Source organism: Bradyrhizobium rifense (assembly GCF_008123425.1).
GTDB classification, from domain to species: Bacteria; Pseudomonadota; Alphaproteobacteria; order Rhizobiales; family Xanthobacteraceae; genus Bradyrhizobium; species Bradyrhizobium rifense.
Window position 1 is genome coordinate 254909 of sequence record NZ_VSSS01000026.1, and the last position, 24030, is coordinate 278938.

Annotated in this window: 22 protein-coding genes; 12 read left to right on the forward strand and 10 right to left on the reverse strand. The window is 64.3% G+C overall.

The window, feature by feature from the left end:
• Nucleotides 1-3: 3 nt before the first annotated feature.
• On the reverse strand, nucleotides 4-918 hold the full coding sequence (locus FXB40_RS17265; protein ID WP_148773379.1) for a LysR family transcriptional regulator: 915 nt from the start codon (nucleotides 916-918) through the stop codon (nucleotides 4-6).
• Nucleotides 919-1007: 89 nt separating this feature from the next.
• Here FXB40_RS17265 and FXB40_RS17270 point away from each other — a divergent pair, with 89 nt between their 5' ends.
• On the forward strand, nucleotides 1008-1931 hold the full coding sequence (locus tag FXB40_RS17270; RefSeq protein ID WP_148773380.1) for a hypothetical protein: 924 nt from the start codon (nucleotides 1008-1010) through the stop codon (nucleotides 1929-1931).
• Entirely contained in the window at nucleotides 1928-2941 is a 1014-nt protein-coding gene (locus FXB40_RS17275) for a DUF2891 domain-containing protein (protein ID WP_148773381.1), read from the forward strand. Before FXB40_RS17270 ends, FXB40_RS17275 begins: the two co-directional genes overlap by 4 nt.
• Before the next feature lie 15 nt (nucleotides 2942-2956).
• Here the strand turns inward: FXB40_RS17275 and FXB40_RS17280 are convergent, their stop codons facing one another.
• From FXB40_RS17280 to FXB40_RS17295, 4 genes are read right to left on the reverse strand one after another with little or no spacing between them, the layout of a single operon-like run.
• Nucleotides 2957-4681, reverse strand: coding sequence for an ABC transporter ATP-binding protein (locus tag FXB40_RS17280; protein WP_148773382.1), 1725 nt, complete (start codon nucleotides 4679-4681; stop codon nucleotides 2957-2959).
• Nucleotides 4660-5508 carry an ABC transporter permease gene (locus tag FXB40_RS17285; protein ID WP_148773383.1) on the reverse strand — a complete coding sequence of 283 codons (849 nt, stop codon included), beginning with the start codon at nucleotides 5506-5508 and terminating at the stop codon, nucleotides 4660-4662. The genes FXB40_RS17280 and FXB40_RS17285 overlap by 22 nt, the downstream gene beginning before the upstream one ends.
• The gene (locus FXB40_RS17290) at nucleotides 5505-6515 is read right to left on the reverse strand and encodes an ABC transporter permease (protein ID WP_148773384.1); all 1011 of its coding nucleotides are present in this window, start codon (nucleotides 6513-6515) and stop codon (nucleotides 5505-5507) included. The genes FXB40_RS17285 and FXB40_RS17290 overlap by 4 nt, the downstream gene beginning before the upstream one ends.
• A 12-nt stretch (nucleotides 6516-6527) precedes the next feature.
• Nucleotides 6528-8180 carry an ABC transporter substrate-binding protein gene (locus tag FXB40_RS17295; RefSeq protein ID WP_148773385.1) on the reverse strand — a complete coding sequence of 551 codons (1653 nt, stop codon included), beginning with the start codon at nucleotides 8178-8180 and terminating at the stop codon, nucleotides 6528-6530.
• A 460-nt stretch (nucleotides 8181-8640) separates the two neighbouring features.
• Between FXB40_RS17295 and FXB40_RS17300 the strand changes: the two genes are divergently transcribed.
• From FXB40_RS17300 to FXB40_RS17320, 5 genes are read left to right on the forward strand one after another with little or no spacing between them, the layout of a single operon-like run.
• Nucleotides 8641-9591, forward strand: coding sequence for a PDR/VanB family oxidoreductase (locus FXB40_RS17300; protein ID WP_148773386.1), 951 nt, complete (start codon nucleotides 8641-8643; stop codon nucleotides 9589-9591).
• A 17-nt stretch (nucleotides 9592-9608) separates the two neighbouring features.
• Nucleotides 9609-10949: an aromatic ring-hydroxylating dioxygenase subunit alpha gene (locus tag FXB40_RS17305; RefSeq protein WP_187436940.1), complete on the forward strand. Its 1341-nt coding sequence runs from the start codon at nucleotides 9609-9611 to the stop codon at nucleotides 10947-10949.
• Nucleotides 10946-11422, forward strand: coding sequence for an aromatic-ring-hydroxylating dioxygenase subunit beta (locus FXB40_RS17310; RefSeq protein WP_148773388.1), 477 nt, complete (start codon nucleotides 10946-10948; stop codon nucleotides 11420-11422). Before FXB40_RS17305 ends, FXB40_RS17310 begins: the two co-directional genes overlap by 4 nt.
• 7 nt (nucleotides 11423-11429) lie before the next feature.
• Nucleotides 11430-13037 (forward strand): ATP-dependent acyl-CoA ligase, encoded by a 1608-nt coding sequence (locus tag FXB40_RS17315; protein WP_210352166.1) that lies wholly within the window; start codon nucleotides 11430-11432, stop codon nucleotides 13035-13037.
• 2 nt (nucleotides 13038-13039) lie between these two features.
• A complete protein-coding gene (locus FXB40_RS17320; protein WP_148773389.1) occupies nucleotides 13040-13768 on the forward strand; it encodes an SDR family NAD(P)-dependent oxidoreductase in 729 nt (242 codons plus the stop codon).
• Nucleotides 13769-13887: 119 nt separating this feature from the next.
• Here FXB40_RS17320 and FXB40_RS17325 read toward each other — a convergent pair whose 3' ends face one another.
• From FXB40_RS17325 to FXB40_RS17340, 4 genes are all read right to left on the reverse strand, one after another.
• A complete protein-coding gene (locus tag FXB40_RS17325; protein ID WP_148773390.1) occupies nucleotides 13888-14370 on the reverse strand; it encodes a MarR family winged helix-turn-helix transcriptional regulator in 483 nt (160 codons plus the stop codon).
• Complete coding sequence (locus FXB40_RS17330; protein WP_148773391.1) at nucleotides 14370-14864, reverse strand: MarR family winged helix-turn-helix transcriptional regulator; 495 nt, start codon at nucleotides 14862-14864, stop codon at nucleotides 14370-14372. Before FXB40_RS17330 ends, FXB40_RS17325 begins: the two co-directional genes overlap by 1 nt.
• 151 nt (nucleotides 14865-15015) lie before the next feature.
• The gene (locus tag FXB40_RS17335; protein ID WP_148773392.1) at nucleotides 15016-16575 is read right to left on the reverse strand and encodes an indolepyruvate oxidoreductase subunit beta family protein; all 1560 of its coding nucleotides are present in this window, start codon (nucleotides 16573-16575) and stop codon (nucleotides 15016-15018) included.
• The gene (locus tag FXB40_RS17340) at nucleotides 16572-18731 is read right to left on the reverse strand and encodes a thiamine pyrophosphate-dependent enzyme (protein ID WP_148773393.1); all 2160 of its coding nucleotides are present in this window, start codon (nucleotides 18729-18731) and stop codon (nucleotides 16572-16574) included. The genes FXB40_RS17335 and FXB40_RS17340 overlap by 4 nt, the downstream gene beginning before the upstream one ends.
• A 127-nt stretch (nucleotides 18732-18858) precedes the next feature.
• Here FXB40_RS17340 and FXB40_RS17345 point away from each other — a divergent pair, with 127 nt between their 5' ends.
• Genes FXB40_RS17345 through FXB40_RS17365 form a run of 5 tightly spaced genes read left to right on the forward strand, consistent with a single transcriptional unit; the run spans nucleotide 18859 to nucleotide 23106 of the window.
• Entirely contained in the window at nucleotides 18859-19878 is a 1020-nt protein-coding gene (locus FXB40_RS17345; RefSeq protein ID WP_148773394.1) for a carbon-nitrogen hydrolase family protein, read from the forward strand.
• Between the two features lie 16 nt (nucleotides 19879-19894).
• Nucleotides 19895-21001: a cupin domain-containing protein gene (locus FXB40_RS17350; protein ID WP_148773395.1), complete on the forward strand. Its 1107-nt coding sequence runs from the start codon at nucleotides 19895-19897 to the stop codon at nucleotides 20999-21001.
• A gap of 52 nt (nucleotides 21002-21053) precedes the next feature.
• Nucleotides 21054-21962 (forward strand): fumarylacetoacetate hydrolase family protein, encoded by a 909-nt coding sequence (locus tag FXB40_RS17355; RefSeq protein WP_148773396.1) that lies wholly within the window; start codon nucleotides 21054-21056, stop codon nucleotides 21960-21962.
• Nucleotides 21962-22399: an acyl-CoA thioesterase gene (locus FXB40_RS17360; protein ID WP_148773397.1), complete on the forward strand. Its 438-nt coding sequence runs from the start codon at nucleotides 21962-21964 to the stop codon at nucleotides 22397-22399. Before FXB40_RS17355 ends, FXB40_RS17360 begins: the two co-directional genes overlap by 1 nt.
• Nucleotides 22396-23106: a hypothetical protein gene (locus FXB40_RS17365; RefSeq protein WP_148773398.1), complete on the forward strand. Its 711-nt coding sequence runs from the start codon at nucleotides 22396-22398 to the stop codon at nucleotides 23104-23106. Before FXB40_RS17360 ends, FXB40_RS17365 begins: the two co-directional genes overlap by 4 nt.
• 86 nt (nucleotides 23107-23192) lie before the next feature.
• On the opposite strand, the gene FXB40_RS17370 is transcribed toward FXB40_RS17365, so the two are convergent.
• Nucleotides 23193-23894, reverse strand: coding sequence for a TetR/AcrR family transcriptional regulator (locus FXB40_RS17370; RefSeq protein ID WP_148773399.1), 702 nt, complete (start codon nucleotides 23892-23894; stop codon nucleotides 23193-23195).
• Between the last annotated feature and the right edge of the window lie 136 nt (nucleotides 23895-24030).

Here is a 24030-nt window from a genome sequence, read left to right on the forward strand (position 1 = left end):
TCGTCAGAGCTTCCTGCAAACACGATTGACCAGTTCGATGAACCAGCGCAGCGCCGGGTCAGTCATGGCGCGGCGGGTGTGGAGGAGGTCGATGGTGAACGCCTCCACGTCATAGGGAAGCGGAACGACGGACACGCCTGCCGATGCGGCGAAGCGCCGGGCGATGCGCTCGGCCATGGTTGCCACGAGATCGGTGCCGGCAACCGCAAACGGCACGGCCACAACATGGGCGAGCGTAACCGCCGTGCGCCGCTTGCGCCCGTGCCGGGCCAGCACGGTGTCGATCGCGCCCGGAAGCCCGTCGCCGCCGGTCGATGAGAACAAGGCATGTGGAAGGCGGGTGTAGTCATCCTTGCTGAGCCGCGCCTTCTGCCTGGCGCGCCTGGCGTCGCGAATGCAGACGAAATGCTCCTCGAACAGCCTGGTCCGGGTGATGCGCGTGGTAGCGGGAAGATGGCCGCCGATCAGCGCGTCGACATCGCCGTGCTCGAGGCTTGCGACGCTCAAAGCCGGGTCGATGATGGGACGCACGACGAGATCGATTCCAGGCGCTTCCCGTCGTAGTGCGGCGACCAGCGGCGGCACGACGACGAGGTCGCCATAGTCGGTCACCGCAATGGACATGCGACGGCGGGCGGTTGCGGGATCGAAGGCTGATCCAGGCCCCAGCACGCCTCTGATCTGTCCGAGTGCCTCGCTGATCGGCCGGGCCAGCGACAGCGCCTTGGCTGTCGGCTGCATGCCCGAGGCCGAGCGCACGAACAGATCGTCGCCGAACAGCGCCCGCAGGCGGGTCAGCACGCTGCTCATGGACGGCTGCGCGAGGCCAACGCGCGCGCCGGCGCGGGTCACGTTGCGCTCCTCCATCAGCGCCTCGAAGGCGACGAGGAGATTGAGATCGACGGAAGCCAAATTCATTTGAGCAATGGTAGGCATATCTAAAATCGATTTCAAGAATGAGGCGGTGCGTGGTCTATTGGCGCGGAAGACCTGATTGGACGAGGCGTATGCGATCCTCCCTCCTGCGCCTCATCCCGCGCGGACCGACATTATTGGCCGTCGGCGTCCTGCTCGGGCTCGTGTGTCCGGCGCTCGCGGATCTGGCGCGACCGCTGATGCCGGCCACGATCTTCCTGATCGTGCTCGGGACATTGCTGCGAATCGATGGTGAGGCGGTCGTCGCCGCGTTGCGCCGGCCGTCGCTGTCGGTGCTGTTGCCGGCAATCGTCATGGTCGGCTGTCCGCTGGTGATCAGCGCGACCGGTCGTGCCGTCGGTCTTGCTCCGGAACTCGCGCCCGCGATCATGCTCGCCGTCTCGGCGCCGCCGTCGAGCGGGACCGCGGCGGTGGCACGCATGCTCGGGCTCGACGGCGCGGTGCCGCTCGTGGTGACGGTGTTGTCCATGGTGCTGGCGCCGGTCACGATCCCACTTCTCGCCGGCTGGTTCGGCGGCCTCGAGATCAGCGCGTTCGAGCTCGCGCTGCGTCTGGCGCTGTTGATCGGCAGCGCCGAAGGCCTTGCCGTCCTGCTCCGCCGGCATGCGGCGCCGGTTCTGGCCGCCCATGGCGATGTGGTCGACGGGATCATCATCGCCGCGCTTCTGGTCTTTGCGGTGGCGACCATGGCCGGCATTCGCGCGCAGATCGCGGCGGATGTGCCGGCCGCAACGCTCTGCGTTGCCCTTGCCTTCGCCTGTAATGTGGCCCTGCAAATTGCGGGGGCCGTGTTGCTGCCGGGAACGCTGCCCGAGCGCCTGACGGTGGGGCTCATTCTCGGCAATCGCAATGTCGGGCTGGTCTGGTCGGCGCTCGGTGCTGCCGCCTCGCCACGCATGGCGCTATACTTCGCCGCGACGCAATTTCCGATCTACATCCTGCCGCGCCTGATCGAGACCCTGATCGGCCGCGACAAACGAAAGGCCAGAGCATGACCACGTCCCGTCTCACCCGCGAACACGCTACGCAGTTCGCTGGCATCGCGCTCGGCCATGTCGGGCGTGAATATCCCAACAATGTGGACCACGCGCTGGCTGAACCGGCGGATGCGCGCACACCGAGCCAGCTGCATCCGATCTTCTACGGCAGCTATGACTGGCACTCCTGCGTCCACAGCTACTGGATGCTGGCGCGACTGCTGCGCCGCTGTCCCGACGTCGCATCGGCACCCGAGATTCGCGCGTTGTTCGACGCGCAATTCGTTCCCGACAAGGTCGCCGCCGAGTGCGCCTACTTTGCCCGCCCGACTGCTCGCGGCTTCAAGCGGCCCTATGGCTGGGCCTGGCTGCTGAAGCTGGCGACCGAGCTCGAACTCCAATCCGACGATCGCTGGGCGCGCAGCCTTGCGCCGCTGGCAGAGGTCATCGCGCAGCGCTTTCGTGATTTTCTGCCGCGAGCGACTTATCCCGTGCGCGTCGGTACCCACTTCAACACAGCGTTCGGCTTGCGCATGGCGGCGGACTATGCCGGCATCAAAAGGGATGATGCGCTGGCCACGTTACTGCGCGAGACCGGCGTGCGCTGGTATGGCGCGGATCGCGACTGCCCGGCCTGGGGCGAGCCGAGTGGCGATGATTTCCAGTCTTCGGCTCTCATTGAGGCCGAGTGCATGCGTCGCCTGTTGCCGCCGGACGAATTCTTGCCCTGGTTCGACCGGTTTCTGCCGCGCCTCGCCGATAAGCAGCCGGCGACGTTGTTCCGCCCTGCGACGGTGACCGATCGCTCCGATGGCAAGATCGCTCATCTCGACGGGCTCAATCTCAGCCGGGCCTGGTGCTGGCGTTCTCTCGGCGATGCCATGCCGGCAGAAGACCCCCGTCGTGCCATTGCTCACGAAGCGGCGCGCGAGCATCTGGCGGCGGGTCTTCCCCATCTCGCCAGCCACTATATGGGCGAGCACTGGCTGGCGAGCTTTGCCGTCCTCGCCCTCGATGATGCGGGGTGACGGTGCCATCTGCGGTCATTCTGCAGCGGCCATCAGCAGAGGGCGCGCGTGCGGTGCTTGCGCGGCGTCGGCAACACCTGACGGGATCGACGCCAGCAGCGCCTTCGTATAGGGCTGCTGCGGATTGTCGAATATCTCGGCGACTTCCCCATGCTCGACGATGCACCCGCGGTGCATGACCGAAACGGTGTGGGCGAGCTGGCGCACCAGCGCGAGATCGTGAGAGACGAATACGTAAGTCAGGCCCAGATTGGCCTGCAGTGAGAGCAGCACCTCGACGATGCCGGCCTGGACGCTGACGTCGAGCGCGGAGGTCGGCTCGTCGAGCACGATCACGTCCGGTTTGAGGACCAGCGACCGGGCGATGGCGACGCGCTGGCGCTGGCCGCCTGACAGGGCCGCTGGTTTGCGGGACAGCAGGTGCTCGCCGAGCCCGACGTCGGCCAGTGCCTTGCGAACCCGCTCGTCGCGCTCCTTGGGCGTTCCGATTCCGAACCGGTCGAGCGGTTCGCGCACCAGCCGCTCGATCGTCCAGGTCGGATCGAGCGAGGTAAACGGATTCTGATAGACCAGTTGAAGGTGGCGCCACGCCGAACGCAGCTCACCGGGCGAACGACCGGCGATCTGTTCGCCGGCGACCGAAATAGTCCCGCTGTCGGGTTGCTCGAGGCCCAGCAGCAACCGGACCGCTGTGGTCTTGCCCGAGCCTGACTCGCCCACCAGCGCGTGCGTGGTGCCGGCCGGAACGGTGAACGACAAATCGTCGACAGCCACCAGCGACTTGCCGTCGACGTTGAAGGTCTTTGTCACGGCGCTGACGGCGATCTTCGGTGCTGTGCCGGCGGCGGTCTTGAGGAAGCGGGAGCCGATATCGCGCAATGCGGCGTAACGGTCGGGGTTGAGGGCCGGGACATCCGCGCGCAGCTTTCTCGCGTAGGCCGACGCCGGCGAGGAGAAGACGGAAGCGGTCCGGCCTGCCTCCTGGATGACGCCGTCCTTGAGCACCACGAGCGCGTTCGCCCGCTCGGCGGCGATCGCAAGGTCATGCGTAATGAGCAGCAGGCTGATCTTGAGGTCGTGCTGCAGGCGTGTGAGCAGGTCGAGGATCCGCTTCTGGATCGTGACGTCGAGCGCGGAGGTGGGTTCATCCGCAACCAGCAGTGCCGGCCGCGGCAGGATCGCAAGGCCGATCAGCACGCGCTGGAGCATGCCGCCGGAGAGCTGGTGCGGGTAGGAGTCGTAGACACGTCGGGGGTTGTCGAGCCCCACCTCGGCGAATGTCTCCAGGACGAGCTGCTTGCGGATCCTCTTGTCGGGCTCGTCGAGCAGCGCGGCCGCTTCCTGCGCCTGGGCACCGATCGTCCGCACCGGGTTGAGTGAGTTGGCGGGATCCTGCGGCACGAATCCGATGGCGCGTCCCCGCAGCGGCCGGAAGCCGCGCTCGGAGATTCCCAGCACCTCCTGACCGTCGAACACCACGCGGCCGGTGGCGCGCCCATTGCTGGGGAGCAGCCGCAGCACCGCGCGCGCGATCGTGGACTTGCCGGAACCGGACTCCCCGATCAGAGCAAGGCTCTCGCCGCGGCCGAGTTCAAACCCCACATTGGTGACGACCTCGTGCGATCCGTAGGAGACCGACAGGCCGTCGACCCGCAGCAATGGAATCGGGCGCAGCGGCACCGGCGCGTTGGGCTCGGCGCGCGTGAGTGTGTTGGCGGTCAGTCTGTCTTGCGCAGCCATCGGCTGATCCTGTTCACAGAGAGCACGGTCGCGATCGTGACGAAGGCGGGCGCGTACACCAGCCAAGGCCATTTGAGGTAGTCCTTGCCGATCGAGATCAGCAGGCCCCAGTCGGAGGCGGGCGGCGGATCGCCGTAACCGAGGAAGGCGAGGCTTGCGATCACCAGGATCGACAGGCCGAATTGCAGCACGGCAAGCGGAAGCACCGAGCGCGATGCGTTCGGCAGTACGTGCCGCAACAGGATGTGCCAGCGCGAGCCGCCCATCAGGAACGCCGCCTCGACGAAGATCGCCTGCCGCGTCTTGATGACTTCCGAGCGCATCACGCGCGCGAAGACTGCGACGGCCGAGACGCCGGTCGCAATCGCGGCGTTGGTGGTGTCGAAACCGATCGCGGTGACGACGATGACGGCCAGCAGGAAGTTCGGGATCGCCAGCAGCACGTCGACCAGCCGGGCGAGCACGATGTCCACCCAGCCGCCGAGGAAGCCTGCGAGCAGGCCAATGAGGCCGCCGGCGACGGCGGCGATGACGACAGCGATGAGCGCGCTCGTCACCGAGGAGGCCGTGCCATAGACAACGCGGGTATAGAGGTCGCGGCCGAGGTGATCGGTCCCGAACCAGTGTGCAGCGCTGGGGCTGAGCAGTTTCTCGGCGGTGACACCGACGACCGGGCTATGATTCGTGAACAGGCCGGGCGCCAGCGACCAGGCGATCACGATCGCGATGACCGCGAAGGCAAACGCGACGGTCGGCGGCACCCGAAGAGCTGTCAGCCGGCTGATCGCCGTGACGCGCGAGGCGGCGGAGAAGGAGGCGAGGGTCATGATGTGGCCGCCACGGATGTTGCAACGGCGCCGTCGTCGGCGGTGGTCGGACGGGCCCTGGGACCACCAATCAGCTTCACGCGCGGGTCGAGCAGCGGATAGACGAGATCGGCGATCAGATTGACGAGCACGAACACGACCGCAGCGAGCGAGACGACCGCCTGCAGCACAGGCAAATCCTGCGTGCTCACCGAACGCTGCACCAGGCTGCCGATGCCGGTGCGTCCGAACACCGTCTCGGTGATCAGCGAGCCGCCAAGAAGCTCACCGATGGCAAGTGCTGTGACGGTGATGACCGGGAGCGAAGACGGCTTGAGCAAATGCCTGGCAAAGAGGCGCATCCGCGTCAGGCCGCGGCCGCGCGCGACACTAGCATATTCTTGCTCCGACTCCTTGTCGAGGTTCGCGATCAGCACCTCGGCAATCCGGGCGGAGACGGGGACCCCCAGCGCGACCGCGGCGAAGAAGGTCGCCCAGAAGCTGTCGGGTGCGATCACGCGGAACAGGCCGAGCTGGAAGCCGAACAGGTGGATCAGCACCAGGCCGATCACGAAATTGGGCACGGACAGGAACAACGACGGGAAGCCGCGCAGCAGGCCCTGGCCGAAGCGTTTCGGAAGAAATTGCGTGCCGTAGCCGATCGTCACCGCCAGCAGCAGCGCGATGGCGAAAGCCGCGGAGGCAAGGATCAGCGTCGACGGCAGAACCTCGGCGATCAGGGTTGCGACGGGCCGGTTGGACCGCATCGACCGGCCGAAATCGCCGGCCACGAAGTGGGACAGCGACGTCCAGAGCTGGACCGGGATCGGCTGGTCCAGACCCTGGGCGGCGATGATCTGCCTGATCTCGTCCTCGGTGAATCCGTTCTGGGGATCGCGCAGGACGTTGGTAATGGGGTCGCCGGGCAGGATGCTGACGACCATGAAGGTGAAGACGTAGGCCAGCAGGACGACGACGAACGCCTGCGCCAGGCGCTTTGCGGCGTAGGACAAATAGGCATTGGTCATGCCGGTCAGCTCCTACTCGCTGATCGTTGCCGTATAATAGCTGGCATAGGCGACGCCGTTGTAGACCTCGCCCTTGAGCTTCGGCGACTGCACGTAGATGCGCTGGACGATTTGCGTGCGCGGGATGAAGTAGCCTTGCTCGAGGACGTAAGTCTGCAGCTCGTCGAGACGCGGATTGCGGATTTCGGCCGAGGAGGCGCCGGCAATCCTGTCGCGCAGATCGTTGAGCTTCTTGTCGCTATCGCCGAGCGCGAACCAGTCCTCGCCGTTGTTGGCATTGGTCAGGATGCTGGCGACCGTGCCGGCATCGATGAAGCTGCGCGTCACCTCGTAGGCCGGCACCGCCGTCCCGCCGAACCTGACCTTCTCGCCGAACGTCACGACGTCATAGGCCCGAATGGTCACCTTCCAGCCGATCTTGCCGAGCTGCTGCGCGATGAGTTCGTCGATCGACTTCGCCGTCGCGAGGTAGGGATTGGAGTAGAGCGTCAGCGTCAGCTGCTTGCCGTCCTTGGCGCGGATGCCGCCGGCGCCCTTGGTCCAGCCGGCTTCGTCGAGGAGCTTTTCCGCCTTGCCTGGGTTGTAGGCCAGGAGGTCGCTGTGGTCGGTCGCGCCGGGCACGTTGCTCTGGATGAAGGACGTCGCCAGCTTCCAGTCGGGTGTGTAGACGGTGTCGATGATCTCCTTGCGGTTGATGGCGGCCTGGAGCGCCTGGCGCACCTTCACATCGTTGTACGGCTCCAGCTTGGTGTTGACCGCGAGGCCGTTGACGAAGCCGAGATAGCGCGGGGTTGCGGTGGTGAAGCCGGCGTCCTTGAGCGACTTCAATTCCTGCGGTGAGGGGCTGTAGGCAACATCGGCCTGGCCGGACTGAACAGCGGCGACCCGCAGCGATGGCTCGGACACGATCTTGTAGGTGATCGAATCGAGATAGGCCGGGCCGGTGTGGCCGACGGCAGCCGGACCCCAATTGTAGTCCTTGCGCTTGACCAGCTTGACGAAGTCGCCCTCCTTCCAGGAGGCGACAACGTACGGTCCGCTACCGGATGTCTTGGAGAGGTCTGCCTGCTGGGCGGCGGGTAGCGCAATGCTCTTCGGCGAGATGAGGATCGAGCCATGGTAGCCGAGCGTCGGGATGAATCCGAGCGTCGGCGCCTTGAAGACGACCTTCACGGTCGTTGCATCGACCGCCTCGGCGCGGTCGTAGGTCTTCGGGAACAGGCCAACCGGGTTGATGCCTTCATTCTTGCGCCCGGCGTACCAGATGTCGAGATTGGCGACGACGGCCGACGCATCGAGTGGCGTGCCGTCGGAGAAGGACACGCCCTTCTTGAGGTGCAGGGTGAACTGGGTGGCGTCGCTGCTCTGTTCCCAGCTCTCGGCGATCCAGGGACTGACCTTGCCGTCGGCATCGACATAGACGAGCTTGTCGGTCACGTGACCCCAGATGTGGCCCTGGAAGCTGGAGATGGAGCTGTTGTTCGGAATCCAGGTGCCGCCGAGCGAGTCGATGAGGAAAGTAATGTCGCCGCCATTCGGCGAAGCGCCTGCACTTCGCGCCGGAGACAGGCCCGTCATTGCTGTCAAGGCGATGGCTGTCACCACGGAGGTCGCGGCCAACAGGCGACGCCGGGAGAGCAAGAGCGAAGAGAAGCGCGCGGTCATGGATAGCCCCTGATGATTGGCGGCGTCGATCAGGGCGCGGCATTCATGGAGACGCTGCGGCGCGATCGACATTTCCGCTTAGGAGAGGCGAAACGAACGGACCTGGCCATTCCAAATTTCACTTGAGTTGGACAACAAATGTCTCGGTGTCGGGGCAATGCGCGCGACGTCCATTTCGTCGTCAGCGTGAACGTGCTCGATCAAGCAGGCCGTTTGACCAAACATGCGTCGGTTGCCGCGCCGGCAGCGGAAGCCTCGTCGAACCGGATTTCCGAGTCGCTCCAACTGCAGGTGGGGTCGATCGGAGCACAAACATCTAAGCAAAATGAATGTTTTGGACCGAAAACTCTCCGCGGCCCCCCGGACAGGCAAATAGGGGGCCTGCCCCGTACGGACGATTGACAGGCAATTATTACATGTCTAAAAATATGCAAATTCATATAATTCGTGAGATGCCAGAATGGACGCGCATCCGCTGAAGCTCAAGGTCAGGTCGTATGCCGCGGAGACGCCGTTCATACGGAGCCTTGTGTTTGACGTGGACGGCGGCGTCGTGCCGCAATGGCAGGCAGGCGCACATGTCCGCGTGGCGCTTCCGAATGGCGGAGACCGGCCGTACTCGCTGATGACTCTGCCGGGCCTCCCCGAGGGCGCGCTGGCGCTCGGGGTGCTGCGCGAGGAGGCTTCGAGCGGCGGCTCGCAGTTCATGCATGCGCTGAAGATCGGCGATGTCGTGCAGGCGAGTGCGCCGGTCAACAATTTTCAATTGCACGAGGGGGCGGCGCCCGCGCTGCTGTTTGCCGGCGGCATTGGCATCACGCCGATCCTGTCGATGGCGGCGGAGCTCGCGACTCGTGGAAGCCCGTATCGTTTGCACTATGCGGGCCGCACGCAAGGGCTGCTGGCGTTCCTGCCGCAATTGCAGGAGATCTGCGCCAAGGGCCTGTCCGTTCACTACGACAGCGACGAGTCCCGTCTGGACATTGCAGCGGCGCTCGGCGAGGCCGCCGCCGACGCCCACATCTATGTCTGCGGTCCGGCGGGGATGATCGAAGCGGTGAGGGCGGCCGCGCTTGCCAGGACCATTCTGGCCGACCACATGCATTACGAGCTCTTCAAGGCGGAGCAGCCGAGTTCGCCCGACAAACCGTTCGAGGTCGAGCTCAAATCGTCGGGGCAGGTCGTCAGCGTCGCGGCCGGTCAGACCATCATCCAGGCGCTGGAAGCGGCGGGGCACGACGTGCTCTACGACTGCCAGCGCGGCGATTGCGGCATCTGCCAGTGCGGCGTAATCGCAGGCGTGCCCGACCATCGCGACGTCATCCTCAGCGACGACGAGAAGGCGTCCAACAAGGTCATGCAGATCTGCGTGTCACGCGCGAAATCGGAGCGCCTGGTGCTGGATCTATGAGGGAGACGAGGGACACCATGGCGAAATACGGACGGAATGCCCACGCGATTGCGGCGCTGGTTCGAGAAGCTGAGGTGCATCGCGACGTCTATGTCGATCCCGAGGTCTTCGAGCTCGAGATGGAGCATTTGTTCCCGAACAGCTGGGTCTATGTCGGGCATGCGAGCCAATTGTCGAAGCCCGGCGATTTCATCACTGCCACTATCGGCCGGCAGCCGGTGCTGGCGAGCCGCCATAGCGACGGCTCCATCCACGTCTTCTACAACCGCTGCCCGCACAAGGGCGTGAAGATCGCCTCCGAGCCCTGCGGCAACACCGGAAAGTTCTTCCGCTGCCCCTATCACGCCTGGTCTTTCAAGACCGACGGATCGCTGCTCGCGATCCCCTTGAAGAAGGGCTACGAGGGCACCGGCTTTACCGATACCCAGGCCAATGGAGGGCTGTCGAAAGTCAGGAACGTCGTCGTCTATCGCGATTTCATCTTCGCCCGCCTGAGCGATGACGGCGTCTCCTTCGAGGATTATTTCGGCGAGAGCCTTTCGACCATCGACAACATGGCCGACCGCTCGCCGGAGGGCAAGCTCGCCGTCATCGCCACGCCGATCCGCTACATGCACACCTGCAACTGGAAGATGCTGGTCGAGAACCAGACCGACACCTGTCATCCGATGGTCGCGCATGAGAGCTCGGCCGGCACGGCGGTCAAGGTCTGGAAACGCGAACAAGGCGATTCCACCGAGACGCCGATGGCGGTGCAGCTCTACGGTCCTTTCATGAGCCCGTACGAGTTCTACGAGCAGAGCGGCATCAGGATCTGGCCGAACGGCCATGGCCACACCGGCGTCGCCAACTCGATCCATTCGAATTACTCGGACGTCACGGGCTATCTTGACCAGATGGTCGCGGCCTACGGTGAAACGCGGGCGCACGAGATCCTCGGCGAGGTCCGGCACAACACCGTGTACTTCCCGAACATCATGGTCAAAGGCGCCGTCCAGATCCTGCGCAACTTCATCCCGATCGCGGTCGACAAGACGCTGGTCGAGAGCTGGGTCTATCGCCTGGTCGGCGCGCCCGATAAGCTCTACGAGCGCGCGCTGATGTACAACCGCTTCATCAACGCGCCAACCTCGATCGTCGGCCACGACGATCTGGAAATGTACGAGCGGGCGCAGGAAGGGCTGAAGTCCAACGGCAATCAATGGGTCAATCTGCGGCGGCTCTACGAGAGCAGCGAAGAGCAGGATGTCACCGCCGTCATCAACGGCACCTCCGAGCGGCAGATGCGGAACCAGTTTCATGCCTGGGCGAAATTCATGACCATGGACATGGACAAGCACGTCGAGGCCGCCGAATGATCAACGAGAAGACGATCACAGACCTCATCTATCAGGAAGCCGAGCTGCTCGACACGATGCAATGGCAGGAATGGCTCGATCTGTTTCACCCCGAAGGACGTTACTGGATGCCGCTGGAATGGCAGCAGCAGGATCCGGTGCTCCAGCCGTCATTGATGTACGAGGACCTGTTGCTCCTGAAGGTCCGGGTCGAACGTCTGTCTGGCGAGCGGACCTTCAGCCAGAAGCCGAAGAGCCGCTGCCATCATCTGCTCCAGGCGCCGCGGATCGTGGCGTGCGACCCGGCTGCCGGCGTGTTCAAGGCGCGGACGTCCTATATCTATACGGAGACGCGCGGTGATCTGCTGGAGCGCTATTCGGGCTGGGCCTCGCACGAATTCGTAGAGGTCGGCGATACCCTGAAGATCAAGCTCAAGCGGGTCGATCTCGTCAATTTCGATGCGCCGTTCGGAAACATTCAACTCTTCATGTGAGTATGCCTTGACCGCGACAGTCTATGCCCGCTTTCGTGAAACCGCGCTGCGCCGAGGCGAGGCCGGCTTCTTCAACGTGCTGCCGGAGACGGCCGGCATCTACGGCATCGCCGCGGGGGAGATCTCCTATCGCGCCATGCTTGATCGCGTGGAGCACTGGCGATCAGCTCTTGCAAGCCAGGGCTATGGCGAAGGCCACAGGGTCGGGCTTCTGCTCCAGAACCGGCCGGTCTTCATAGAATTGTGGTTCGCGCTGAACGCACTCGGCGTGTCCGTCGTGCCGATCAATCCGGATTTGCGGATGAGCGAGCTCGAGTACATCATCGCACATTCCGAGATGAATGCGGCCTTCGTGCTCGCCGAACGTCGCGATGAGGTGGAGACCGCGGCCCGTCAGGCGGGGCGGCCGATTCCGGTCGTGACTGATCAGGACGACATTCCCGCGCCCTTTGGTGGCGCGCGGCCGGCCACCGCAGGCGATGGCGCGAGCGAATGCGCGCTGCTCTATACATCCGGGACGACGGGACAGCCCAAGGGCTGTGTGCTCACCAACACCTATTTCCTGCACTCCGGCAACTGGTATCGCGACGTCGGTGGCCTGATCGATCTCAAGCCCGAGGGCGAGCGCATGATCACGCCGCTGCCGCTGTTTCACATGAACGCGATGGCCGTGTCGCTGATGGCAATGCTGTCGGTCGGCGGCAGCCTGACCATGCTCGATCGCTTCCATCCGCGGACCTGGTGGGCTTCCGTCCGCGACAGCCGCGCCACCTGTCTGCATTATCTCGGCGTGATGCCCTCGATGCTGATGAGCGCGCCGGCATCGGAGCAGGACAAGGTGCACACCGTGCGCTTCGGCTTCGGCGCCGGTGTCGACAAGCTCCTGCATGCGCCGTTCGAGCAGCGCTTCGGCTTTCCGCTGCTGGAAGCCTGGGCGATGACCGAGACGGGCAGCGGCGGCGTCATCGCCGCCAATGTCGAGCCCCGCAAGATCGGCACCAGCTGTTTTGGCCGCCCGGCACCGGAGGTCGACGTTCGCATCGTCGATGACAGCGGACATGAAGCGCCGGTCGGGACGCCGGGCGAATTGCTCGTGCGGCGCGCGGGCGCGGACCCGCGCTACGGCTTCTTCAGAGAGTATCTGAAGAACCCGGAAGCCACCGCGGAGGCGTGGGACGGCGGCTGGCTGCACACCGGCGACATCGTGTCGCGCGATGCGGACGGCGATCTCCATTTCGTCGATCGCAAGAAGAACGTGATCCGCCGTTCCGGCGAGAACATTGCCGCGGTCGAGGTCGAGTCCGTCCTCAACCGCCATCCGGCAATCCGGCAGGCCGCGGTCGCGGCGACGCCCGATCAGGTGCGCGGCGACGAGGTTGCGGCGGTCATTATCGCCGAGGCCGGAGCCGGCCGCGCGCTCGCCGAGGAGGTCGTCCGCTGGAGCCTGGAGCAGATGGCGTATTACAAGGCGCCGGGCTGGATCTGTTTCGTCGACAGCCTGCCGCTGACCGCGACCGAGAAGATCCAGCGCGGCGGCCTGAAGGATCTTGTCGCCAAGCTGATGAGCGATGGCGCGTTCTTCGACCTGCGCGACCTCAAGAAGCGGCAGGTTTGACCATGAGCGAGATCCGCACGACGCTCATCACCGGCGGCAATTCGGGGATCGGCGAGGCGCTGGCGCGAAAGCTCGTCGAGCGCGGGCAGCGCGTCGTTTCGGTCGGGCTGGAGAAGCCGGACTGGACACATGATCTGCTCGCGGCCTATCGCGCTGATCTGACCTCCATCGAGGAGACGCGCGAGATCGCACAAGAAATCTGCCGCGACCACGTCGTCGATCGGCTGGTGCACAACGCGGGCGTGATCCTGCCGAACCTGCTGCCGGACGCGAAGCCGGAAGACATTGTGATGCTGGCGCAGCTGCATTTGGGCGCGCCGATGCTTCTGACCCAGGCCGCGCTCGAGGGGATGCGTGCGCGCCGCTTCGGGCGCATCGTGTTCGTCAGCTCACGCGCCGCGATGGGCGCGGCGACGCGCTCGGCCTATTCGGCGACCAAGGCCGGCGTGCATGGCATGGCGCGGACCTGGGCGCTGGAGCTCGCCGCGAGCGGCATCACCGTGAACGTCGTCGCGCCGGGGCCGATCCTGACCGACAATTTCTGGGGCATCATCCCGAAGGGCTCCGAGCAGCAGGAGCGGATGGCGCGCAACGTTCCGGTCGGGCGGCTCGGCTCGCGCGAGGATGTCGCGCACGCGATCGAATTCTTTCTCGACGAGCGGTCCGATTTCGTGACCGGCCAGGTTCTCTATGTCTGCGGCGGCACCAGCCTCGTCGGCCTTGGCCCGTAGTTCCTCAGCGTTGAAGCATGACGAGATTGGTACGGAGCTTCGCCGCGGGTTCACCTCTCCCTACGGGAGAGGTGTATTGAGCCTGCCGCCAGACCGATCGAACCCAAAATAATCAAGCTCTAGATCTGGTTCTGGCGGATGTTCTCGACCATCCTGGCCAGCACGCGCGCGCAGACCTCGATGTCATCCGGCTCGATGCCTTCGATCAGCTTGTCGTAATTGTTCGCCATGATCGGCCAGATCTTGCGCAGCAGTGCCTCGCCGTCCGGCGTCAGTCCCACGACGCGACGGCGCTGGTCTTCCTCCGCGATCTCGCGCTTGACGAGGCCCGATGACACCATGGATTCGACCATGCGGCTCGCGGTCGACTGCTCCGTCACCGCGAGAACGGCGACCTCGTTGACCGTGAGGGTCTTGTAGATGAACAGCACCGACAGCGTCCGGAATACAACATTGTTGACGCCGTGCTCGCTCAGGTCGCGGTTCTGATCGAGGTTCCAGCGATTGGCGAGCCGGTTGAACAGATACGGGATGTAGGTTTGCAGCTGGTCCCTGGTCCTCGGCGGACCCGACTTCCATCTGCTCTTGGATTCTCTGGCCATTATCTCTTGCGACTTTGCTTCTTGGTCTCGGTATGAAGTTTTGAAGAAAGGGATTTCAGCACGGAAAGGGCACCGTCCAGCTCCCGGGCCGAGACGTTCTCGAGCCGTTTGGCGAGATGCTTCTTGTGGATTTCGGCCGCCTTCCTGAACAGCGCTTCGCCTTTCGGCGTCAGGCGCACGATGAAGGACCGCCGGTCCTCGCTCGACATCTCCCGGCTGATGAGGTCGTCGGCGAGAAGACGCTGCACCAGGCCAGAGACATTGCCGCCGGTGACTTTCAGGTTTTGCGACAATTGCCCGAGCGCGAGGCCATCCCGGTAGCGATCGAGCTGGGCCAGCACATCGAATTTTGCAAGCGACAGGCCGAACTCGGAGTTCAGCATCGCATTCAGCGAGGCGAACAGCTCGCCATGCAGCGACAGCAATTGCAGCCAGAGCCGGGTTTCAATCTGCCCAGGGACGGGAACAATGTTCTCTTTGAGTGCTGCCGGCATTGCATGACCATCGAGGACAAAATGTCTCGTCAATTGAGGGAATTATCGCGGGTCTTTCGCTCCGATTAGCAACTTGAGAATCGTAGTCAAGATTGATCCTGACGCCCTCGGCGGCGAACGGCAATCCAATCCTGCGCCCGCTCCGTTTGAATCATGCAAAAGTCTTGATGGTCTGGATCACGCCGTCGAGCTCCTTGCCGGCGCTGTCCTTCAGCGCGGCCTCGCGCAGTCGGCGCGCCCAGTCGGCGGCATCGTCGCGTCGCTCCACCAGCTTGATGGCTGCCAGCGTCCTGTCGAATTTCGACAGCCCCCGGCTGTGGGTATCGGAATAGCCTTTCACCAGGCGTCTGCATTGCAGGATTTCGACGCCCAGCTGGTAATTGGTGGCGACCGCCTCGGTCGCGGCCTTGAGCCATCCGTCCCTGTGAGCCGTCTCGATGGCGTGACGCAGCGAGCGGCGGCGCAGGCCGCGCATCCCGCCCACGACATAGAGCGCAAGGAACCAGGGCAGCGAGTAGGTCCGCACCCGGCGTCCCCGGTTGACGCGTCGATCCAGCCAGCCGCGAAGGCGCGGCTGTGCGCCAAGCCAGCGGCTGAAGCTTGCGGGCAGCATGCCCATGACCTCCTCCATGCGGGGATGCATGAACTCGGTAGTCTGGAGCACCTGTCCTTCCGACATCTCGAGCTCGCTCTCGATGCGCGCGCGGCGTCCAGCGCGCGTCTTGAGGTCGGCGACGCGGATGACGTCGTCATAGGTCATGGCGTTGGCGAGGTACTTTGCCGCGGCCTCCGTGAAGGCATAGGCGCGCGCGCCACCGCCGGCGCTTCGGTCGGCCGCGTGCAGCGTCCTGAGGATGTCGAGATACTCGGTGCCATAGGCGACGTCCTGGAAGTCGACCACCTTCTTCAAGCCCGCGCGCGCCATGGCGAGCACGGGTTCGGGCAGCTCCTGATTCAATCTTGCGATGAGGCCGGCGAGATCCGGATCTGGCGTTGCGGGCGAGGCGACCGCCTGTTTGGCTTGCGCGGGCGCTGCAATTTCGGCAGCGCCGGTCTTGACCTGGTCAAAGGCCGCCTCAAAAGTCTCGATGCTGGCCTTCGCGCCTTTCCCGCCCGCGCGGATCACGTTGAGATAGCTGTCGCGGCTGAACGGCAGCACACTGGCCGCCGCGAGCGCGCCGAACATCGCCGCCGAGATGACGCTGCCGTGCGCGATCGCCAGCGCGTTCAAATCGAAAATGATCTCGGTCTTGGCGGCAATCCCAATGGCACCGGTGACGGCGCTGCCGTCGGCAATGCCGTTGCCCGGCGCGATCTTCTCCCCGATTGCAAGCGACCGGTGGTTGGACGCGATCAGCGTGGTGCGATCCGGCGTCACCAGGCCGCGCAGGATCGACCGGCCGGCCTCCATGAACTCTGCCGCCATCACCACGTCGACGTCGCCGGGCGTCGGCATCAGCGACAGGATCGGCTTGCGGCCGTCCAGCGGCGGCATCGCCTCGATGTAATAGATCGTGGCGCCGGTGCGCTGGGCGACGCCGGGCACCGAGGTCGATTGCGCGACCCAGCCATGGTTCTCGGCGAGCTGGACGATCCAGTCCGTCAGCACGCCGCCGCCCTGGCCGCCCATCGCGACGATCGCGAGCGAGATCGGCCGCTCGGTTGCCTCGCCTGCAGCGGGCAGGGCCAGCCGGACCGTTTCGTCCCTCATGCCAGCGCCTCGAGCGCGGGACGCCGGCGGTCGCGCCGCCGCTGCAGCCAGCCGATCACGGCCATGGCGACCCTGGACTTGAACTTGTCCCAGCCGGTCGGATTGTGAATGACGTCGGCGCGATAGAACGAGGGGCAGAGCACAGCGGCTTCGGCGACCTCGCCGCAATTGCCGCAGCCGACGCAGGAATTGTCGATGGCCGCGACGGGATCATCACGCAGGGGATCATCGAGCTGCTTCACCGACAGCGACGGGCAGCCGGAGAGCCGGATACAGGCGTGGTCGCCGGTGCAGACGTCCTCATCGACGCCGAAGCGTTCCTTGACGGTACGAATGCCGTCCTTGATCGCCTTGGTCATCAGCGGTTTCACGCGGCGCTGCTTGTTCAGCATGCATTCGGAGGAGGCGACGATGACCTTGGGGCCTTCGTCCTTGGTCGTCAGCGCTTCCTTCAGCGTGTCGCGCATCTTGCCGACGTCGTAGGTGCGGTCGAGCTGGCGAACCCACTGGCCGCCGATGCCCTTCACCGCCTTGACGATCGAGTTGTTGGTGTCGCGCCGCTTGTTGACCGCGCGAGAGGACAGGATGTCCTGACCGCCGGTCGCCGAGGTGTAGAAATTGTCGACGATGACGAAGACGCCGTCATGCTTGTTGAAGACGGCATTGCCGATGCCGCTGGTCAATCCGTTGTGCCAGAAGCCGCCGTCGCCCATCACAGCGATCGAGCGCTTGTCGGCCTTGACGTTGAAGGCCGAGGTCGAGGCCGGACCGAGACCGAATCCCATCGTGGTCGCGCCGATATTGAACGGCGGCAGGATCGAGAACAGATGGCAGCCGATATCGGCCGAGACGTGGTGCTGGCCGAGCTCTTCCTCGACCAGCTTCATCGCCGCGAAGATCGGCCGCTCCGGGCAGCCGGTGCAGAGCCCGGGCGGGCGCGCCGGCACCACCTGCTTGAGCTTCTCGATTGCGGGGTGATTGAGCACGGGCGCCGCATCCGGTGCCGGCGGCCGGTTGCCGAGCAGCCGCGGCTCGGTCTTCTCCAGAAACTCCCTGACGCCGCCGAGCAGAACCTGCGCGGTGTAGTCGCCGCCCATCGGCAGCACGTCCTTGCCATGGACACGCGCCTGGATGTCCCTGCGCCGCAGCACCGTGTTGATCGCCTGCTCCAGATATTCGGGCTGGCCTTCCTCGACGATCAGCACGGCCTCCTTGTCGAGGCAGAACTCCGCGACCTCGGTGTCGATCACGGGGTAGGTGACGTTCATGACGTAGAGCGGGACCTGCGTGTTGCCATAGGCATCCGACAGCCCGAGATATTGCAGCGCGCGGATCACATTGTTGTACATGCCGCCCTGCATGATGATGCCGACCTTGCCCTGCTTCGGCCCCATCCACTCGTTCAGCTTGTTGTCCCGGACGAAGCCAACAGCCGCGGGCATCCGCGTCTTGATCTTCTCCTGCTCGTGCTCATAGGCCGCTGGCGGCAGCACGATGCGGTTGACGTCGCGCCTGGGATTGTTGAGCGCGTCCTTGATGGTGTGCTTCGGCTTGACATTATCCTTGCAGGCAAAACTTCCGTGCATGTGGCAGGCGCGAACACGGACCTCCAGCATCACGGGCGTGTTGGAGAACTCCGAGAGCTCAAAACCCTTCTCGATCAGATTGACGATGCACTCATGGTCGGGGCGGGGATCGAGCAGCCAGATCTGCGATTTCATCGCAAACGCATGCGTGCGCTCCTGCATGATGGAGGAGCCTTCGCCATAGTCCTCGCCGACGATGATCATGGTGCCGCCGGTGACGCCGCCCGAGGCGAGATTGGCGAGCGCATCCGAGGCGACGTTGGTGCCGACGGTCGACTTCCACGCCACCGCACCGCGCAGGGGATACATCACCGAGGCCGACAGCATCGCCGCCGCGGCCGCCTCGTTGGCGGAGCTCTGGAACACGACGCCGAGATCGTCGAGCACGTCCTTGGCGTCGGCGAGCACGTCCATGAGATGCGAGATTGGCGAGCCCTGGTAGCCGCCGACATAGGCGACGCCGGATTGCAGCAGCGCCTTGGTGATGGCGAGGATGCCTTCGCCGCGGAACGTGTCGCCATCGCCGAGCCGGAGATCCTCGACCTCGCGAGCAAAGGAACGTTCAGCCATTGCACCCTCCAGAAATATGCGATAGCATACGTTTACATGTGAAGTAAGTCAACGCCGCGCCATGCTATCACGCTTGCGGATCTCTGCTCCGACAAGGCGGTCATGAGCCGGCGACAGGGTAGGGCCAATGCTGAAGCTGCCTCGCTTTAGAGCTGCCGCCGTCCAGGCTTCACCGGTCTATCTCAACCCGAGCGCGACGGCCGACAAGGCGGCTTCACTGGTCCGTGAGGCCGCGACCAATGGCGCCAAGCTCGTCGCGTTCCCCGAAGTGTTCGTTCCCGGCTATCCCTACTGGAACTGGATCACCGATCCCGTCACCGGCAGCGCGTGGTTCGAGAAGCTCGCCAAGACGTCTGTCCTTGTGCCGGGTCCGGAGGTTGACGTCGTCCGGAAGGCTGCACGCGATACGGGATGCTACGTCGTGCTCGGCGTCAACGAGCGCACCACGGTGTCGCTGGGAGCGATCTACAATACATTGGTCTTCATCGGGCCCGACGGCGCGTTGCTTGGCAAGCACCGCAAGTTGGTGCCGACCTGGGCAGAGAAGCTGACCTGGACCGGCGGTGACGGATCGAGCCTGCGCGTCTATGATACCGAGATCGGGCGTCTCGGCGGCCTCGCCTGCGGCGAGAACACCAACACGCTCGCGCGCTTTGCGCTGTTGGGTCAGGGTGAGCTCGTGCATGTCGCCAGCTACATCTCGCTTCCGGTCGCGCCTCCCGACTATGACATGGCGGAGGCAATCAAGCTGCGCGCGATTGCGCATTCCTTTGAAGGCAAGATCTTTACGATCGTCTCCTGCTCGACGGTGTCGGAGGAGATCATCACCGCGATGGAGGCCGTTGTCCCCGACGCGCGTGCGCGCCTGCAGCGGAAGTCGAGTGCATTTTCCGGCATCATCGGGCCTGATGGCCGCGTGGCCGGCGATGCCCTGATCGACGACGAGGGCATCGTCTACGCCGACATCGATCTCGACCGCTGCATCCAGCCGAAGCAGATGCATGACATCGTCGGGCACTACAACCGGTTCGACATTTTCGATCTGCGGGTCAATCGGCGCCCTTTGGCGCCGCTGGACCTTGCAGACGGTCAAGGCGAAGCTGCGGAGCAGGGCGGGTTCACGCCGATACCACTGAGATCGGAATAGGACTTTGGAGGACAGCATGCGCGAGAACGTCGTCGGCCGGGCCAATGTCGAAGACACCCCCGAGCTCAAGGCTTACTACAAGGATCTCGAAAAGTACGAAGCCGGCGCGCTGTGGACGGTCGCCAACAAGATCGAGCCGTGGGCGCCGCAATCGGCATCCGTTCCCGTGCTCTGGCGCTACAGCGATTTGCGCGAGCACGTGCTGCGCTCGGTCGAGCTGGTCTCGCCGGAGAAGGCGGGGCGGCGGGTGATCTATCTCAACAATCCCGGCCGCCGCGATGTCTCGGCTGCGGTCGGCTGGCTCTATTCGGGATTGCAGGTGATGCACCCCGGCGAGGTCGCAACCGCGCATGCGCATTCTGCTTCAGCCCTGCGCTTCATCATGGAAGGGGCGGGCGCCTACACCATCGTCGACGGTCACAAGATGACGCTGGGCGCGCGGGATTTCGTGCTGACGCCGAACGGCACGTGGCACGAGCATGGCGTCGAAGCCAACGGCTCGGTCTGCATCTGGCAGGATGGCCTCGACATCCCACTCGTCAACGCGCTGGAAGCAAACTTTTTCGCGGTCCATCCGAATGTCCAGCAGGAGGACTCCGGCTATCCCGTCGACGGCACGACCAAGACCTGGGGCAATCCCGGGCTTCGCCCGGCCGGCTCAAAATGGTCGAAGGGCTACTCGCCTATGTTCAAGTACGAGTGGGAGCCGACCTACGAGTCCTTGCGGAAATATGCCGCTGCGACCGACGGCTCGCCCTTCGACGGCATTCTCATGAACTATGTCAATCCGATCACCGGCGGACACGTGATGCAGACGATCGGCGCCAGCATGCAGTTGCTGCGGCCGGGCGAGAAGACGAAGTCGCACCGGCACACCGGCAGCTTCATCTACCAGGTCGCCAAGGGCCGCGGCTATTCCGTGATCGGCGGCAAGCGGTTCGAATGGCAGGAGCGCGACATTTTTTGCGTGCCGTCCTGGGCCTGGCACGAGCATGGCAACCTCTCGGACGGCGAGGACGCCTGCCTGTTCTGCTTCAACGATCTTCCCGTCATCGAAAGCCTCGGCTTCTATCGGGAAGAAGCCTATGGCGACAACGCCGGTCACCAGCCGGTCGCCGCCTGACGTTCTATCGCTCGCTTCCAGAATTCACCAGCAAGAGCCGGATCAAGCTTCCATGCGTCTCGTGACCTACACCTTGGGCTCCAGCGGTGCCCGCCTCGGCGTTCTCGTCAACGGACTGGTCGTCGATGTCGAGCACCTCGGTGCGTCCAGCGGCGTGACATGGCCGAGCGACATGCTGTCGTTCATCGACAACAGCGTGACGCTGCTTCCAGCGCTCAGGGATAGTCTGGAGGAGGCCAACGGCCGTTTCCCGGCCGGCTCCGCCGTTGCGGTCGAGGACGTCAAGCTGCAGGCGCCGATCCCGCGCCCGCGGAAAAATATCTTCGGCATCGGGCTGAACTACCGAGCCCATGTCGCGGAATCGGCCAAGAGCCTCGACACAAGCAAGGACCTGCCGAAGCAGCCGGTCGTCTTCTCCAAGCCGCCAACGTCGGTGATCGGTCCCGGCGCCGCCATCCAGCACAACGCGAAGATGACGCAGCAGCTCGACTGGGAGGTCGAGCTCGCCGTCATCATCGGCAAGACCGCAACCCGCGTCGCGACCGAGACAGCGATGGATCACGTCTTCGGCTATTCGGTGATGATCGACATTTCCGCGCGCGACAATCGCCGCGCCGGGCAGTGGATCTTCTCCAAGGGCATGGACACCTATGCGCCGTTCGGCCCCTGCATCGTGACCGCGGATGAAATCCCTGACCCGCATGATTTGCGGCTGTGGCTGACGAAGAACGGCGTCATGAAGCAGGACTCCAATACCAAGTACATGATCTTCGACATTCCGGTGCTGATATCGGACATTTCATCGGGCATGACGCTGGAGCCTGGCGACATCATCGCGACGGGAACGCCGGAAGGCGTCGGCGCCGGCATGAGCCCGCAGGAATGGCTGTGGCCGGGCGACGTGGTGGAGGCCGGGGTCGATGGCGTCGGTGTCATCCGGCACCCGGTCGTTGCGATCTGATGACGTCATTTTCGTTCGATCGCGCGCTCAGGTTCGGAGACTGCGACCCTTCCGGGATCGCGTACTTCCCGTCCTACCTGAACATCCTCAACGGCGTCGTCGAGGAGTTTTGGGCGGGAATCGGTTTTCCATGGCCGGAATTGATCATGGTCCGGAAGATCGGGACGCCGACGGTGCACCTCGCTTGCGACTTTTCTCGGCCGTCGATGTTCGGCGATCTCCTGACCTTCAACTTGCGCATCAGCCGGGTCGGCGGGTCATCCCTCCATCTGGAGCATGTGGTCTCGGGCGCGAACGGCATGCGCTGGCGCGCGCGCCAGATCCTTGCCGCGACATCGCTGGTGGATCATCATGCGATCCCGTGGCCCGATGACATCAGAGCCGCGCTCATGCCGTATGTGAGTGTGGGCGAGCGCGCTGAGGGAGCGCCGGCATGATCTCGCTTTTCATGACATTCTCTGATCCGGCAGGCGAGCGGCGGATTCATCCTGACGAGATTGCCGCCGTAGCAGAGCTGGTCGGATCGATCCCTGAGATGACCGAGAACTTGCTGTTCACGCCGCTCGAACAGTCTGTCGACCATCCCTACAAGGCCGATGGCTCCGGTCCCGTGTTTGCGCTTCAACTGCGGTTTCCCGACCTGTTCGCCTGCGAGGCGGCGGTGGACCGCGGCAGCATCCTTGCCAGCCTTGCGACAGGCGCCGGACACTCCGGCCTCACTGGCCTCGACGTCACGCACCAGGTGATGCTGACACGCGCGTTCCCCGTCGATGTCGCCGCACATCCGGCGGGAACGACAACGCCGTGCAGCTACCTCGTGCACTATCCCGGCCCGGCCGAAGACATGAACGCCTGGAACCTGCATTATCTCGACCACCACCCATTGATCATGCGAACGTTCCCGAACGTCCGCCAGATCGAGATCTACACCCGTATCGATTGGGTCGACCGGCTGCCCTCGCAGCGGGTCGAGCACATGCAGCGCAACAAGCTGGTATTCGACAGCCCGCAAGCCCTCGCGCACGCGCTCGGCTCCGATGTGATCAAGCGCATGCGCGCGGACTTCGTAAAGTTCCCGCCATTCGCAGGTGGCAACAAGCATTTTCCGATGCTGACGCGGGTGGTGCGGCCCAACAGACGTTAGGGCAGATATCCAGGCGCGCCGCGCCAGATGATGAAAAAGGGGAGGGCATTTCCCCCTGCGACGAACCAGCGCCTCTCGTGCAGGGCTCAGCTCGCGCCGTGTCGGCAGGCAGAGAGAAAGAACGCAACGCTGCGCGTCACATGCTCGTCGATCTCCGGGTCGAGAGTCCTGAGATCCGCCTCGAACAGCGCCCGCAGCAGCATGGGCACGGCGACCAGATCGAGAAAGAGACGGGCTGTTGACGTCAGGTGCTCCGGGGCAAAGGCCGGCAGCGATCGAAGCTCATCGGATTTCGTCAACTCGCTCAGCAAGTGCACCCCAAGCTCGGTGCTGAGATCACGTGCCGACCGGCTGACCGTGCTCGCCAGATCAGGGAAGCGGCGCGTCTCCGCGATCGCCAACCGCATCAACGCGATTCTCTCGCTGTTCAAACCCCAGTGCAGCAGGGTGCTCGCGGCGCTGGTGAGGCGCTCCTCGATTGTTGCACCGGTTGGCAGCTCGGCGCTGAACTCCGTGATGCGGGCAAGGATGTCGTGCGTCACCACCTCGGTGAACAGAGCCCGCTTGTCGCGGAAGCGGGCATAGATCGTGGCCTTTCCCGAGCGGGCAACCTCGGCGATCTCGTCGACGCTCGCACCTTCAAACCCGCGCTCCAGAAACACTTTTCGCGCAGCGTCGAGGATGCGGGCGTCGACCTCGCCGGCAAGCTCCTTGGGCGGCCGGCCAAAGCGCACTTTCGCGCGTTTGGCCTTCGCCGCCGGCAACTTCTTTAAATTGCTGGTTTTCATCGCGATTTCATCCGGGCTCCGATCATCTGATCTACACGCAGCTGTGATGCCTGTAAATAGAACTGAACGGTCTCGTTCCTATTGACCGGCCGGTTCGACGGGACTAGTTGAGATATCGAAACGATACGGTTCCGTT

Bases quoted from the DNA above. Each gene is read 5' to 3' on its own strand.
- FXB40_RS17265 (WP_148773379.1), bottom strand. From the start codon at position 918: ATGAATTTGGCTTCCGTCGATCTCAATCTCCTCGTCGCCTTCGAGGCG.
- FXB40_RS17270 (WP_148773380.1), top strand. From the start codon at position 1,008: ATGCGATCCTCCCTCCTGCGCCTCATCCCGCGCGGACCGACATTATTG.
- FXB40_RS17275 (WP_148773381.1), top strand. From the start codon at position 1,928: ATGACCACGTCCCGTCTCACCCGCGAACACGCTACGCAGTTCGCTGGC.
- FXB40_RS17280 (WP_148773382.1), bottom strand. From the start codon at position 4,681: ATGGCTGCGCAAGACAGACTGACCGCCAACACACTCACGCGCGCCGAG.
- FXB40_RS17285 (WP_148773383.1), bottom strand. From the start codon at position 5,508: ATGACCCTCGCCTCCTTCTCCGCCGCCTCGCGCGTCACGGCGATCAGC.
- FXB40_RS17290 (WP_148773384.1), bottom strand. From the start codon at position 6,515: ATGACCAATGCCTATTTGTCCTACGCCGCAAAGCGCCTGGCGCAGGCG.
- FXB40_RS17295 (WP_148773385.1), bottom strand. From the start codon at position 8,180: ATGACCGCGCGCTTCTCTTCGCTCTTGCTCTCCCGGCGTCGCCTGTTG.
- FXB40_RS17300 (WP_148773386.1), top strand. From the start codon at position 8,641: ATGGACGCGCATCCGCTGAAGCTCAAGGTCAGGTCGTATGCCGCGGAG.
- FXB40_RS17305 (WP_187436940.1), top strand. From the start codon at position 9,609: ATGGCGAAATACGGACGGAATGCCCACGCGATTGCGGCGCTGGTTCGA.
- FXB40_RS17310 (WP_148773388.1), top strand. From the start codon at position 10,946: ATGATCAACGAGAAGACGATCACAGACCTCATCTATCAGGAAGCCGAG.
- FXB40_RS17320 (WP_148773389.1), top strand. From the start codon at position 13,040: ATGAGCGAGATCCGCACGACGCTCATCACCGGCGGCAATTCGGGGATC.
- FXB40_RS17325 (WP_148773390.1), bottom strand. From the start codon at position 14,370: ATGGCCAGAGAATCCAAGAGCAGATGGAAGTCGGGTCCGCCGAGGACC.
- FXB40_RS17330 (WP_148773391.1), bottom strand. From the start codon at position 14,864: ATGCCGGCAGCACTCAAAGAGAACATTGTTCCCGTCCCTGGGCAGATT.
- FXB40_RS17335 (WP_148773392.1), bottom strand. From the start codon at position 16,575: ATGAGGGACGAAACGGTCCGGCTGGCCCTGCCCGCTGCAGGCGAGGCA.
- FXB40_RS17340 (WP_148773393.1), bottom strand. From the start codon at position 18,731: ATGGCTGAACGTTCCTTTGCTCGCGAGGTCGAGGATCTCCGGCTCGGC.
- FXB40_RS17345 (WP_148773394.1), top strand. From the start codon at position 18,859: ATGCTGAAGCTGCCTCGCTTTAGAGCTGCCGCCGTCCAGGCTTCACCG.
- FXB40_RS17350 (WP_148773395.1), top strand. From the start codon at position 19,895: ATGCGCGAGAACGTCGTCGGCCGGGCCAATGTCGAAGACACCCCCGAG.
- FXB40_RS17355 (WP_148773396.1), top strand. From the start codon at position 21,054: ATGCGTCTCGTGACCTACACCTTGGGCTCCAGCGGTGCCCGCCTCGGC.
- FXB40_RS17360 (WP_148773397.1), top strand. From the start codon at position 21,962: ATGACGTCATTTTCGTTCGATCGCGCGCTCAGGTTCGGAGACTGCGAC.
- FXB40_RS17365 (WP_148773398.1), top strand. From the start codon at position 22,396: ATGATCTCGCTTTTCATGACATTCTCTGATCCGGCAGGCGAGCGGCGG.
- FXB40_RS17370 (WP_148773399.1), bottom strand. From the start codon at position 23,894: ATGAAAACCAGCAATTTAAAGAAGTTGCCGGCGGCGAAGGCCAAACGC.